This window comes from Lysobacter sp. ESA13C (genome assembly GCF_019970005.1).
Classification (GTDB): Bacteria; Pseudomonadota; Gammaproteobacteria; order Xanthomonadales; family Xanthomonadaceae; genus Lysobacter; species Lysobacter antibioticus_B.
In genome coordinates, this window is sequence record NZ_JAHXYK010000008.1 from 111,860 (window position 1) to 124,710 (window position 12,851).

The 12,851-nt window shown below is 68.9% G+C and carries 11 protein-coding genes; 8 read left to right on the forward strand and 3 right to left on the reverse strand.

Going from position 1 to position 12,851, the window contains the following annotated elements:
* Positions 1–97: 97 nt before the first annotated feature.
* The 3 genes from purD to purH all read right to left on the reverse strand — a co-directional run bounded on the left by purD (position 98) and on the right by purH (position 4,029).
* A complete protein-coding gene (gene purD, locus LC490_RS16905; protein WP_223620944.1) occupies positions 98–1,396 on the reverse strand; it encodes a phosphoribosylamine--glycine ligase in 1,299 nt (432 codons plus the stop codon).
* A gap of 278 nt (positions 1,397–1,674) precedes the next feature.
* Complete coding sequence (locus LC490_RS16910) at positions 1,675–2,358, reverse strand: hypothetical protein (protein ID WP_223620945.1); 684 nt, start codon at positions 2,356–2,358, stop codon at positions 1,675–1,677.
* Between the two features lie 84 nt (positions 2,359–2,442).
* On the reverse strand, positions 2,443–4,029 hold the full coding sequence (gene purH, locus LC490_RS16915) for a bifunctional phosphoribosylaminoimidazolecarboxamide formyltransferase/IMP cyclohydrolase (protein WP_223620946.1): 1,587 nt from the start codon (positions 4,027–4,029) through the stop codon (positions 2,443–2,445).
* Positions 4,030–4,477: 448 nt separating this feature from the next.
* Between purH and LC490_RS16920 the strand changes: the two genes are divergently transcribed.
* From LC490_RS16920 to LC490_RS16955, 8 genes are read left to right on the forward strand one after another with little or no spacing between them, the layout of a single operon-like run.
* Positions 4,478–5,125, forward strand: coding sequence for a CDP-alcohol phosphatidyltransferase family protein (locus LC490_RS16920; RefSeq protein WP_223620947.1), 648 nt, complete (start codon positions 4,478–4,480; stop codon positions 5,123–5,125).
* On the forward strand, positions 5,122–6,882 hold the full coding sequence (locus tag LC490_RS16925) for a bifunctional alpha/beta hydrolase/class I SAM-dependent methyltransferase (RefSeq protein ID WP_223620948.1): 1,761 nt from the start codon (positions 5,122–5,124) through the stop codon (positions 6,880–6,882). Before LC490_RS16920 ends, LC490_RS16925 begins: the two co-directional genes overlap by 4 nt.
* Complete coding sequence (locus LC490_RS16930) at positions 6,879–8,255, forward strand: phosphatase PAP2/dual specificity phosphatase family protein (RefSeq protein WP_223620949.1); 1,377 nt, start codon at positions 6,879–6,881, stop codon at positions 8,253–8,255. Before LC490_RS16925 ends, LC490_RS16930 begins: the two co-directional genes overlap by 4 nt.
* Complete coding sequence (locus tag LC490_RS16935) at positions 8,252–8,701, forward strand: hypothetical protein (RefSeq protein WP_223620950.1); 450 nt, start codon at positions 8,252–8,254, stop codon at positions 8,699–8,701. Before LC490_RS16930 ends, LC490_RS16935 begins: the two co-directional genes overlap by 4 nt.
* Positions 8,698–10,158, forward strand: a complete 1,461-nt coding sequence (locus tag LC490_RS16940) for a TIGR04222 domain-containing membrane protein (protein ID WP_223620951.1) — start codon at positions 8,698–8,700, stop codon at positions 10,156–10,158. The genes LC490_RS16935 and LC490_RS16940 overlap by 4 nt, the downstream gene beginning before the upstream one ends.
* 13 nt (positions 10,159–10,171) lie before the next feature.
* Complete coding sequence (locus tag LC490_RS16945; RefSeq protein ID WP_081930667.1) at positions 10,172–10,897, forward strand: CDP-alcohol phosphatidyltransferase family protein; 726 nt, start codon at positions 10,172–10,174, stop codon at positions 10,895–10,897.
* Entirely contained in the window at positions 10,894–11,547 is a 654-nt protein-coding gene (locus LC490_RS16950) for a lysophospholipid acyltransferase family protein (protein ID WP_223620952.1), read from the forward strand. Before LC490_RS16945 ends, LC490_RS16950 begins: the two co-directional genes overlap by 4 nt.
* Positions 11,544–12,494 carry a phosphatidate cytidylyltransferase gene (locus tag LC490_RS16955; RefSeq protein WP_031371187.1) on the forward strand — a complete coding sequence of 317 codons (951 nt, stop codon included), beginning with the start codon at positions 11,544–11,546 and terminating at the stop codon, positions 12,492–12,494. The genes LC490_RS16950 and LC490_RS16955 overlap by 4 nt, the downstream gene beginning before the upstream one ends.
* Positions 12,495–12,851 lie beyond the last annotated feature (357 nt).

The following is a 12,851-nucleotide window of genomic DNA, read 5'->3' on the forward strand; positions in this document are numbered from 1 at the left end:
TGAGTCGCGACCGAACTGCCGGGGGCGGAGAAACGGCCGGGAGAGGAGGCTCTTCCGGCCGTTTCGGTTTATGCGCAGCGATGGATGAAACTTGGCTTCAGCCCTTCGCCGCCTGTTCGCGTTCGATCGCGCGCCAGCCGATGTCGTTGCGGTGGAACTCGCCGTCCCAGCGGATCTTGGCGAGGGCGGCATAGGCCTCGCGCTGGGCCTGGGCGACGTCGTCGCCGAGGGCGCAGACGCACAGCACGCGGCCGCCGGCGGTCAGCACCTCGCCGTTGGGGCCGAGTTTGGTGCCGGCCTGGAACACTTTGGCGTGCGGCGGCTGCGGCGCGGTCAGGCCGTGGATGACGTCGCCGGCCTGCGGGGTTTCCGGGTAGTTCGCCGCGGCCATGACCACGCCGAGCGAGGGGCGCGGGCTCCACTGCGCCTGCACGCTATCGAGCTTGCCGTCGAGCGCGGCTTCGACCAAGTCGAGCAAGTCAGAATCCAGGCGCAGCATCACCGGCTGGGTTTCCGGGTCGCCGAAGCGTACGTTGAATTCGATGACCTTGGGCGCACCGGCCTGGTCGATCATCAGGCCCGCATAGAGGAAGCCGGTGAACGGCACGCCGTCGGCGATCATGCCGTCGACGGTCGGCATCACCACTTCGCGCATCACCCGCGCGTGCACTTCCGGCGTGACCACCGGTGCCGGCGAGTAAGCGCCCATGCCTCCGGTATTGGGGCCGGTGTCGCCGTCGCCGACGCGCTTGTGGTCTTGCGAGGTCGCCATCGGCAGTGCGTGCTTACCGTCGACCATCGAGATGAAGCTGGCTTCTTCGCCGTCGAGGAATTCCTCGATCACCACGCGCGCGCCGGCGGCACCGAAGGCGTTGCCGGACAGCATGTCGACGACGGCGGCTTCGGCTTCTTCCAAAGTCATGGCGACGATGACGCCCTTGCCGGCGGCCAGGCCGTCAGCCTTGACCACGATCGGCGCGCCTTTCTCGCGCAGATAGGCGAGGGCGGCGTCGACCTCGGTGTGCACCGCGTAGTACGCGGTCGGGATGCCGTGGCGGGCGAGGAAGTCCTTGGCGAAGGCCTTGCTGCCTTCGAGCTGGGCGGCCGCGGCGGTCGGCCCGAAGATGCGGCGGCCGTCGGCGCGGAAGCGGTCGACCACGCCGGCGACCAGCGGGGCTTCGGGGCCGACCACGGTCAGCGCCACGCCTTCGTCGGCGGCGAGCTTGAGCAGGCCGTCGATGTCGGTGGCGGCGACAGCGACGTTGCGGCACTTCTCCTCGTGCGCGGTGCCGGCATTGCCGGGCGCGACCAGCACCTCGTCGATGCGCGGCGACTGGGCCAGCTTCCAGGCCAGCGCGTGCTCGCGTCCGCCGGAACCGATAACGAGGATCTTCATGCGTGCTCCAGCGGGGGTAAGGACATCAGCCGCCCATTTTACGCGCTGGCAGGGGGCGGGGCGACCGCTGTACGGCAAGCCTGGCGCAGCGAGGCTCCGGGTAGGAGCGGCGCAAGCCGCGACCTCCGGCCGGAGAGGTGGTTCAGCAGGAGAGGTGTCGCTTCGGAGAAGTGTGTTGCGCTGGAGGGGCCGGGCTTCGAGTGGTCGCGGCTTGCGCCGCTCCTACCCCAAAGCTGGCGATCGCCGCGGTCGGAGTGCGACCCGAAGCGCAGCAGGCATTACTGGATCAGCGCCTCGGCGCGGATCACCCCGTCCTCGCGCATCTTCGCCATGGCCAGGTCGGCCAGGCTGTCCCACAGCGGCGGCGGCAACCGGTTCTGGCGCAGGTGCCAGAGCAGGGCGAGGGATTGATAGCGGCCCTCGCGCCAGGTCAGGGTCGCGCGCCACGCCGGCTGCAGGGTCTGCGGGTCGAGCAGTTCGACGCGGTAGGTCTGTTCGGCGATTTCGCGGCCGTCGCGCTTCATGCCGTCGAGCGACACCCGCAGCACCGGCGCGCCGACCTCGCGGATCGCCTGGGTGGTACGGGCCTGGTGCTGCATCGCCGCGGCGCGGGCGCTGGCTTGTGCGACCTGGCCGAAGCGTTCTTCGTCGCTGCGCGCAGACAAGGCCTGGGTTCGGTAACCCAACTCGCTTAGGCGCCGCTCGAGCGCGCGTGCGAGCCGTGCGGTCGAGTCGCGGCGCAAGCCGGCGTCGAGGTTCAGAGACACGTCCGGCTCGACCAGCAGCACGGTCACCGCGCGTCCGGCGGCGCGGTAGTCGCCGAGGGTCTCGCTGTCGACCGCTTGCCGGCGCGAATACTGCCAGCCGGCCCAGCCGGCGATGACCACGCACAGCATCGCCAGCACGAGCAGCTTGCGTGCGATCGAACGGCCCAGCGTGTGTCGCGGCGGCGGTCGGTTCATGGCGGAGAGGGCGCCGCCAGTGGCGGGCAGCGATAAGTCGGGAGTTCGCAAGCGGCGCGGATGCAACGCATCCGCGCCGTTCGATCAATGACGGAAGTGGCGCACGCCGGTGAAGACCATCGCCAGGCCGTGCTCGTCGGCGGCGGCGACGACTTCGTTGTCGCGCATCGAACCGCCCGGCTGGATCACCGCCTTGATCCCGGCGGCCGCGGCGGCGTCGATGCCGTCGCGGAACGGGAAGAAGGCGTCGGAGGCCATCACCGAACCGGGCACGATCAAACCGGCTTCCTCGGCCTTGAGCGCGGCGATCTTGGCGCTGACGACGCGGCTCATCTGGCCGGCGCCGATGCCGATGCTGCGGTGGTCGCGCGCATAGACGATGGCGTTGGACTTGACGAACTTGGCGATGCGCCAGGCGAACAACAGGTCGGCGAGTTGGGCGTCGGTCGGGGCGAGCTTGCTGACCACCTTGAGCTCGTCGCGGCCGACTTCGCGCAGATCGCTGCTCTGGATCAGCAGGCCCGAGCCGATGCGCTTGACGTCGTGCCGGTTGCGGCCGTCGCCGTGCGGGATGCGCAGCACGCGCACGTTGGCCTTCTTCTTGGCGTAGTCGAGCACGCCGTCTTCATAGTCGGGTGCGATCAGCACCTCGACGAACTGGCGGTCGAGGATGACCTTGGCGGTCGCCGCATCGAGCTTGGTGTTGAAGGCGATGATGCCGCCGAAGGCCGAGGTCGGGTCGGTGGCATAGGCCAGTTCGTAGGCATCGCCGCAGGCCACGCCTTCGGCCACGCCACAGGGGTTCGCGTGCTTGACGATGACGCAGGCCGGGCGCTCGAACTGACGCACGCATTCCCAGGCCGCATCGGCGTCGGCGAGATTGTTGAAGCTCAGCTCCTTGCCCTGCAGCTGAGTGAAGGTGGCCAGCGTGCCCGCGACCGGATGCAGGTCGCGGTAGAACGCGCCCTGCTGGTGCGGGTTTTCGCCGTAGCGCAGGTCCATGACCTTGACGAAATTGGCGTTGTGCTGAGCCGGGAAGGTCTGCGCGCTGCCGTCCTCGGCGATGGCCGAGAGGTGGTTGCTGATCGCGGCGTCGTACTGGGCGACGCGATTGAACGCGGCCACCGCCAGGGCGAAGCGGGTCTTGGCGCTGAGCGCGCCGTCGCCGGCGTCGAGTTCGGCGATGAGCTCGGCGTACTGGGCCGGGTCGGTCGCGACCGCGACGCGGGCGAAGTTCTTCGCCGCCGAACGCAGCATCGCCGGGCCGCCGATGTCGATGTTTTCGATGATGTCGTCGAAGCTGCTGGCCGGGTTGGCCGCGACTTTCTCGAACGGATACAGATTCAGCACCAGCAGGTCGATCGCGGCGATGCCGTGTTCGGCCATCACCGCATCGTCGGTGCCGGCGCGGCCGAGCAGGCCGCCGTGGACCAGCGGATGCAGGGTCTTGACCCGGCCATCCATCATCTCCGGGAAGCCGGTGACCTCGGACACGTCGCGCACGGCCAGGCCGGCGTCGCGGATGGCCTTGGCGGTGCCGCCGGTGGAAAGCAGTTCGACCCCGCGTGCGGCCAGGGCCTGGGCGAGTTCGAGGAGACCGGTCTTGTCGGACACGGACAGCAGGGCGCGGCGGATTTTAACCGGCGTGCCGGGCAGGCGATCGGAGGTCATTCGGGGAGGTAGGGCAGCGGAAGGGCGCGGGAATTATAGGCTGCGGGGGACCCGGGCGCCGGCCGTTCATGCTGGTATGGCGGGGATTGCGTGGTTCCGGGCGGTTTGGCAGGACTCGGAGCAACGGGCAAATCCCCCGCGTCTGCTGCGCAGGCGCCGCCCCCTCTACCAAGGGGGCAACCGCCTGAGGGTCTGCAGCTCTCCGGCCTCGAACCTCCAACCGGTAACCGGCAGCGCGAAGCAGCAAGTTCGCCACTTCTGCGTCGGCCTCTGTCGTTCCCCCCTTTGGAAAAGGGGGGCAGGGGGGATTTCGCTCTCCGCATCCGGCGAAACGCCACGAGCGCGCAACTGCCCGGCGACCCCAGCGGGCACGGCACTGTCATCGCCCCGGCCAACGGCTAAGCTGATGCGCGACGGCCCACGCCGGGCAGGATGGAACGCACAGGGAATGGCATCGATCTACGCTTTGAAAGGGCGCTTCCAGGCGCTGCTGCGGCCGCTGGTGCGCCGCCTGCATGCGCTGGGCGTCAGCGCGAACCAGGTCACCGTCGCGGCGGCCGTGGTCTCGCTCGCGGTTGCGGCCGCGGTCGGCTGGGGCGCCGTCGCGCGGCCCTGGCTGTTCGCGCTGTTGCCACTGTGGATGTTCCTGCGCATGGCGATGAACGCCATTGACGGCATGCTGGCGCGCGAGTTCGGCCAGCAGTCGCGCCTCGGCGCTTACCTCAACGAGCTGTGCGACGTGGTCTCCGACAGCGCCCTGTATCTGTCGCTGTTCGCGGTGCCGGGCCTCGCCGCGGCGCCGCTGTTCGTGTTCGTGCTGTTGGCCGCATTGACCGAGTACGCCGGCGTGCTCGGGCTGATGGTCGGTGCGCCGCGCCGCTACGACGGGCCGATGGGCAAGAGCGATCGCGCCTTCGGCATCGGTCTGCTCGGGGTCCTGCTCGCCGGCGGCTGGATCGGCGCGGCGATTACGGAACTCGCGCTCGTCTTGATGGGTCTGATGTGCGTGTGGACCGTGGCGCGCCGGGTGCGCGCCGGTTTGCGGCATGATGCCGCGCAAGACAGTGTCGGCCAACGACAAGGAGAACAGCGATGAGGGAACATCAGGAACGTCATTACGCGAGCTTCGACGACGCGCAGTTGTTCTATCGCCATTGGCCGGCGACGCAGGCCGCGGCGGGACAGCCGCGCCGCGCCGTCGTGCTGTTGCACCGCGGCCACGAACATTCCGGCCGGGTCGCGCACCTGGTCGGCGAGTTGAACCTCAACGACTGCGACTTTTTCGCCTGGGACGCGCGCGGCAACGGCCGCTCGCCCGGCGAACGCGGCGATGCGCCCGGTTTCGAGGCCCTGGTGCGCGACCTCGACCGCTTCATCGCCCACATCGCCGAGGCCCACGGCATCGCCGTCGAACAGATCGCGCTGGTCGCGCAGAGCGTCGGCGCGGTGGTCGCGGCGACCTGGGTCCACGACTACGCACCGCGCCTGCGCGCGCTGGTGCTGGCCTCGCCGGCCTTCAAGGTCAAGCTGTACGTGCCGTTGGCACGGCCAGGTTTGAAGCTGATGCAGAAGCTGCGCGGCAACTTCTTCGTCAACAGCTATGTGCAGCCGCAATGGCTGAGCCACGACCCCGAACGCATCGCCAGTTACCGCAACGACCCGCTGATCGCACGGCCGATCTCGGTGCGCGTGCTGCTGGGTCTGTACGAAGCCGCCGACCGTATCGTCGCCGACGCCCAGGCGATCACGGTGCCGACGCAGTTGCTGGTGTCGGGCGCCGACTTCGTCGTGCACCGCGGCCCGCAGGACCGTTTCTACGAACGCCTGGGTTCGGGCATCAAGGAACGCCACCTGTTGCCGGACTTCTATCACGACACCCTCGGCGAGAAAGGCCGGGCGGCGGCGGTGAACCGCATCCGCAGTTTCGTCCAGGCGCGTTTCGCCGAACCCTTGCGCCGCGCCGATCTGCTCGATGCGCATCGCCATGGCCCGAGTTTCGAGGAATCGGAAAAGCTGTCCTGGCCGCCCGAGCGCTGGTCGCTGGCCGACCTGCGTTGGCGTTTCGTCCGTGCTGGCCTGCGCTTCGGCGGCAGGTTCTCGGAAGGCATCAAGCTCGGCATCGACACCGGTTTCGATTCCGGCAGCAGCCTGGACTACGTCTACCGCAACGAGGCGCGCGGCAGCGGGCCGCTCGGCCGCATGATCGATCGGAATTATCTCGAAGCGATCGGCTGGCGCGGTATCCGCGTGCGTCGCACCCATCTGCACGAGTTGTTGCGCATCGCCATGCGTCGCCTGCGCGCGGCCGGCCTGCCGGTCGATGCGGTCGATATCGCCGCCGGTCATGGCCGCTATGCGCTGGAAGCGTTGGCGGGCGGCGCCGAGCGCGCCGACTCGATCCGCCTGCGCGATTACAGCGAGCTCAACGTCGACAAGGGCCGCGCCCTGATCGATGAGCTCGGCGCCGGCGCGATCGCGCGCTTCGACCAGGGCGACGCCTTCGACCGCAACGCGTTGGCGGCCCTGGATCCGCGCCCGACCCTGGCGGTGGTGTCTGGGTTGTACGAATTGTTCCCCGACAACGAGCAAGTGCGGCGTTCGCTCGACGGCCTGGCCGCGGCGGTGCCGGTGGGAGGCTATCTGGTCTACACCGGCCAACCCTGGCACCCGCAGCTCGAATTCATCGCCCGCGCCCTGACCAGCCACCGCGGCGGCGAAGCCTGGGTGATGCGGCGGCGCAGCCAGCAGGAGATGGACGACCTGGTCGCCGCAGCGGGCTTCCGCAAGATCGACCAGCGCATCGACGCCTGGGGCATCTTCACCGTATCGCTGGCGCAGCGGGTCGAGGCATGACCGCTGCGCCGGCGCGGCGCGGCTCACAGTCTGGGGCGCCAAAGCGGCGTCCGTGGGGCAGGGCGCTGCTGTGGTTGCTGTTGCTGGGGCCGCTGTTCTTCCTGAGCTACGGCTACGCCAATTCGGTGGCGGCCGCGCGTACCGACGTGCCGCACATCGTCTTCGCCTGGGAGCACGCGATTCCGTTCTGGGCCTGGACCATCGTGCCGTACTGGTCGATCGACCTGTTCTACGGCATCTCGCTGTTCGTTTGCCGCGACCGCCGCGAGCTCGACAACCAGGCGCTGCGTCTGTTGACCGCGCAGGCGATCGCGGTCGGTTCCTTCCTGTTGCTGCCCCTGCACTACACCTTCCAGCGCCCCGACAGCGACGGCGTGTTCGGCTGGTTGTTCGACGTGCTGCTGGGTTTCGATAAACCCTTCAACCAGGCGCCGTCGCTGCACATCGTGCTGCTGATCGTGCTGTGGGTGCGTTTCGCCCACCATCTCGGCGGGATCTGGCGCTGGCTGCTGCACCTGTGGTTCGCCCTGATCGGCGTGTCGGTGCTGACCACCTTCCAGCATCACTTCATCGATATTCCGACCGGCCTGCTGGCCGGCTGGCTGTGTGTGTGGTTGTGGCCCGAGCGCGTCGCCGCACCCTGGCGCGGCGCGGCTCTGGCGCGCGATCGGCAGCGCTGGAAGTTGGCGGCGGCTTATTGCGCCGGTGCGGCGGTGCTCGCGTTCGCGGCGTGGTCGCTCGGTGGGGCGGCGTGGTGGCTGCTGTGGCCGTCCTGGTCGTTGGCGATGGTCGCCTCGAACTACGCCCTATTCGGCGCCGCGGGTTTCCAGAAACGCGACGACGGGCGTTTGAGCCTGGCCGCGCGCTGGCTGTACGCGCCCTACCTGCTAGGCGCCTGGCTCAATTCGCGCTGGTGGACGCGGCATGCGCCGCAACCGGTGGCGGTGGCCGACGGCGTTTGGCTCGGCCGTGTGCCGGGGGCGGGCCAGCGTGGCGAATTCGCCGCACTCGTCGATTGCAGCGCTGAGCTGTCGCTGCCGGCGTGGCGCGAAGGCGATGCGGTGCGGCCGATGCTGGACCTGGTCGCGCCGACGCCGACGCAGTTGCGCGAGGTGGCGCAGGACATAGAGCGTGTGCGCGAACGCGGCAAGACCCTGGTCTGCTGCGCCCTGGGCTATTCGCGCAGCGCCGCAGCGATCGCCGCGTGGTTGCTGCTCAGCGGGCGAGCCGCCAACGTCGACGAAGCCATCGCGATCCTGCACAGGGCGCGGCCGGCGATCGTGCTCGGCGCGGCGCATCGGAGCGCACTGGAGGCCACGCTCGGCAGTGGAGACGCTGTCGATGCTGGACTGCCGGGAGGGCAGGTGGCATGACGGGCTCAACCACGACGTCGTTCGACCTGCGCGCCATGGCGGCCCTGCTGGCGCAGGGGAGGCAACTGCACGCGCTGTCGCTGCTGTTGCTGGCGGCGGCACTGCTCCTGGCGGCGCTGCCCGCGGCGGCCGTGGCGACGGCTACGCCGGGCGCGTTGCCGCTCGCGCTCAGCCTCGTCGCCGGCTTGCTGCAGTGCTATTACGCGCTGCGGGTGGATTTCGACGCGCGCCTGTTCCAGGCCGCTTCCGAAGTCGAGGACAGTGCGCGCGCGGCACAACGGCTCGACGCGGGTCTGCTGGCGCTGGGTTTGCTCAAGCCCGGTCGCGAAGGCCGCGACTGGCCGGCGCGTTGGCGCGGTGCGCGTGGTCTGATGGTGCGCCAGGCGATCGCCCTGTCGGTGCAGACGGCGGCTCTGGTGTGGGCGTATGGACGAGTGTGGGCATGAACGGAGTTCCCTTGGACCACCACCATATCTGGACGCCGCAACGGCAGGCGTTGTGGCAGCGTCTCAGCGATTACCGCTTCAGCGGCGATCAGCCCGAGGCGTTCGTCGATCGCGTCGCGCACGCCTGCCAGTCGACCCGCGAAACCGCGCAGGCGGCGATCGAGGAGTACCGGCGCTTCTGTTTTCTCGCCGTCGGCGCCGGCCATGCGGTCACCCCGAGCGAGATCGTCGATCGGGTCTGGCATACGCATATGACCGACACCCGCGACTACTGGCTGAAGTTCTGCCCCGAGGCGCTCGAACAGCCGCTGCATCATTCGCCCTCGCTCGGCGGGCTGGCGGAAGACGAGCGCCATCGCCGCCAATACTTCGCCACTGTCGACAGCTACCGGCGTTACTTCGGCGATCCGCCGACGCGGTTCTGGGCCGGCGAGCCGCAGCCGGCGCGCCTGACGGCGGACGAATCGGTGTGGTTGCCGCTGACCGAGGTCAACTCGCCCTGGTTGTTCGAGCCGAAGGGGCTGGGCCGGTGGTTCTGGGGCTGGAGCGGGCTGTTGGCCGCGGTCTTTCTGCTTGGCGGCGCCGGGAACGGCACCTTCGATCCGCTGGAGTGGCGCGGCGGTTGGTTCCTGACCCTGTATTTCGCCGTGATCGGTTGGACGTATACGGCCGGCAACGCGGTGCAGCGCTTCATGCGCGGCCGCGACGGCCCGAGTGCGCAAACGCCGGCCGATTCGATCGAACTCGGCTTCCTGGCCGGCGGCGCCGAGCGCGCCGCCGATGTGGCGTTGGTCGAATTGCTCACCCGCGATGCGATCAGGCTGGACTATCCGGGCGCGGCGGAAAGAGTCGCTTCGTCGCGTTCGCCGGTGTGGCTGCGCGCCAGTGCCGGCGCAGCCGGTGTGCCGTCGCGATTGCTGGGGTTGGCGAAGATCGTGCAGCGCACCCAGCAGCTCGCCGAGGCGCTGCCGGCGCTGCAGGCGCACTACGCGCGCCTGGCCGAACCGATGCGAAGCAAGGGCTGGTGGCTCAGCGCGGGACAGCGTTGGCGCGGGCGCCTGGCCGCGGCGCTGCCGATGTACGCCGTCGTGGTTCTCGGCGTGACCAAGATATCGATCGGCGAAGCCCGCGGACGGCCGGTCGGGTTCCTGGTGGTGCTGACCGCCCTGGCCGGATTGATGGTGCTGGTGCAGCTGTGCACGGCGCAGCGCCGCACTCGCGCCGGCGACCGGGCGCTGCTGGACGCGACGATCAAGACGCGCCGTTCCGACGATCTGGCCGAGCGCGTCGCGCTGGCCGGGACGATGGCGTTGGTCGGTACGCCCTTGGCCGAATACCACACCTTGCGCACGCCGGTGTCGAGTTCCAGCGACTCGAGCAGCAGTTCCAGCGGTTGCGGCAGCGGCGGCGACAGCGGCGGCGGCGGTTGCGGCGGTTGCGGCGGTGGTGGCGATTGAACGGAGTACAGCGATGACGACACGACCCGATCCCGACCGGCCAGGCTCCGACCGGCCCGGCTTCGATCGAGACCAACCCGAACCGGCAACCAACGAACCGGTGCCGTTGCAGCGCCGGGACTGGCGCCTGGCCTTGGCCGCGCGCTTGCGCGCACACGGCGCCACGCCCAACGGTATTTCCCTGTTCGCCATCGGCTTGTCGGCGCTGGCGGGGCTTTCGTTCTTCTTCGCCTTGCGCGACCCACCGCATTACGGCGCGGTCTTGTTGCTGTTCGCGGCGCTGTGCCTGGTCGGGCGCTTGCTGTGCAACCGGCTCGACGGGTTGCTGGCGCGTCGCGGCGGCATGGTCGGCAAGGCCGGCGAGATCTACAGCGACGCGCCGGACCGGCTCGCCGATGCGCTGGTGTTCCTCGGCGTGGGTTATGGCCTGACGCCGTGGCTGGCGTGGGCCTCGGACCTTGGCTGGGCGGCGTCGCTGCTCGCGGTCGGCACTGCCTACGTGCGTGTGCTCGGCATGGCCTGCGGCCTGCGCGAACACGACGAGGGCCCGATGCCGCGGCGCACGCGCATGATCGCTACCGCCGTCGCCGCCGTGCTCGCGGCGATCGGCCTGGCCCTGGGGCATGCCGTGGTGGTCGCGTGGAGTTTGCTGGCGGCCCTGGCCGCGGTGATCGTCGGCGCCGTTTGGACCATCGCCCAGCGTCTGCGCGCGATCGTGCGCGAGCTGGAGGCGCGATGATTTCGCAGTGGCTGGCCAGCGGTTTCAGCGGCGCGATCCGCCTGCTGACTGGCGCACGCGCGCTGTGGCGATGCGCGCCCTCGTCCGATCATCGGGTCTATTACGGCAACCACGTCAGTCACGGCGATTTCGTGATGATCTGGTCGGCGCTGCCGCCGGCCTTGCGGCGCGAAGTGCGGCCGGTGGCCGGCGCCGACTACTGGCAGCGCGATGCGCTGCGCCGCTATCTGATCCGCGAAGTCTTCAACGGCGTGCTGATCGAGCGCGACCCGGCGCAGCGCAAGCAAGATGCCATCGAGACCTTGTGCGAGGCGGTCGACGAGGGCTGTTCTTTGATCCTGTTTCCCGAAGGCACGCGCAACCAGAGCGACGAGCCGCTGTTGCCGTTCAAGAGCGGCCTGTATCACCTCGCGCACCGGCGGCCGGAACTCGAATTCGTGCCGGTATGGATCGACAACCTGGCGCGGGTGATGCCCAAGGGCAAGCTGCTGCCCTTGCCGTTGCTGTGCACGGCGACCTTCGGCGATACCTTGCGGCTGGGGCCGGACGAGGACAAACAGCAGTTCCTCGAACGCGCGCGCAATGCCTTGCTGGCGCTGTCGGACCATGCCCATGCGCACGACCACGGCAGCCGGGGAGTCGGCGCATGATCGATATGCTGCGCGGCCTGCCGCATTCGCTGTTGCTGTTCATCGGCGTGGCGGGGGTGTTGCTGATCGCGACCGCGATCGCCGAATACCTGCGTTGGCGCACGCGCGAGCGGCCGAGTGCGGTGATCGCCAACCTGGTGGCGCGCATCCGCGCCTGGTGGGTGATGGCGCTGGTGGTCGGGCTGGCGTTCGTGGTCGGCCGGGTCGGCATGATCGTGTTGTTCGCGCTGGTGTCCTTGTTCGCCTTGCGCGAATTCATCACCCTGACTCCGACCCGGCGCAGCGATTACTACGCCTTGTTGGCCGCGTTCTATCTCGCGTTGCCGCTGCAGTATTGGCTGGTCTACACCGACTGGTACGGCCTGTACACCTTGCTGATTCCGGTCTACGCGTTTTTGCTGTTGCCGATACTGGCGACGGTCGGCGGCGACACCACGCGATATCTGGAGCGCACGGCGAAGGTGCAGTGGGGCTTGATGATCTGCGTGTTCTGCATTTCGCACGTGCCGGCGCTGATCAATCTGCGCATCCCCGGTTACGAGGGGCGTAACTTGTTGCTGATCGCGTTCCTGGTGATCGTGGTGCAGTCCTCGGACGTGCTGCAATACGTCTGGGGCAAACTGTGCGGCAAGCGTCTGATCGCGCCGAAACTGTCGCCGTCGAAAACCGTCGAGGGCTTCGTCGGCGGTGTCGCCTCGGCGACCGCGCTCGGTGCGGCATTGTGGTGGATCACCCCGTTCACGCCCTGGCAGGCGGCAGCCTTGGCTTTGGTCATCAACCTGATGGGTTTCTACGGCGGCCTGGTGATGTCGGCGATCAAGCGCGATCGAGGCATCAAGGACTGGGGCCACATGATCGAAGGCCACGGCGGCGTCCTCGACCGTCTCGACTCGGTCTGCTTCGCCGCCCCCGTCTTCTTCCATCTGATCAGATATTGGTGGGTGTGACCGGACCGCTCAGCGCGCACTGCGCGCTGGTCCGGTCACACGCCCGGCCAAGGATGGCCGGGCCGGGCATCACGAAGCCCGCGCAAGTCTTGCCAGGGACGGCAGCGAGTACAAGAAGAAGCGCCGTACACGCGCACTGCGCGCTGGTCCGGTCACACGCCCAACCGCAGCGACGTACGTAAGCGTCGTAGCCGAAGGCCAGACAATCGGAAGCCCGCAGAGTCGGCGCTCCGGCAACTGCGTGGTATTCGTCCCCTTCGCCTGTCGCGGCTTACGCCGCTCCTACCCCGAGGATTCGTCGCCTTTGTAGGAGCGGCGTAAGCCGCGCCAACCGCAGCGACGTACGCAAGCGTCGTA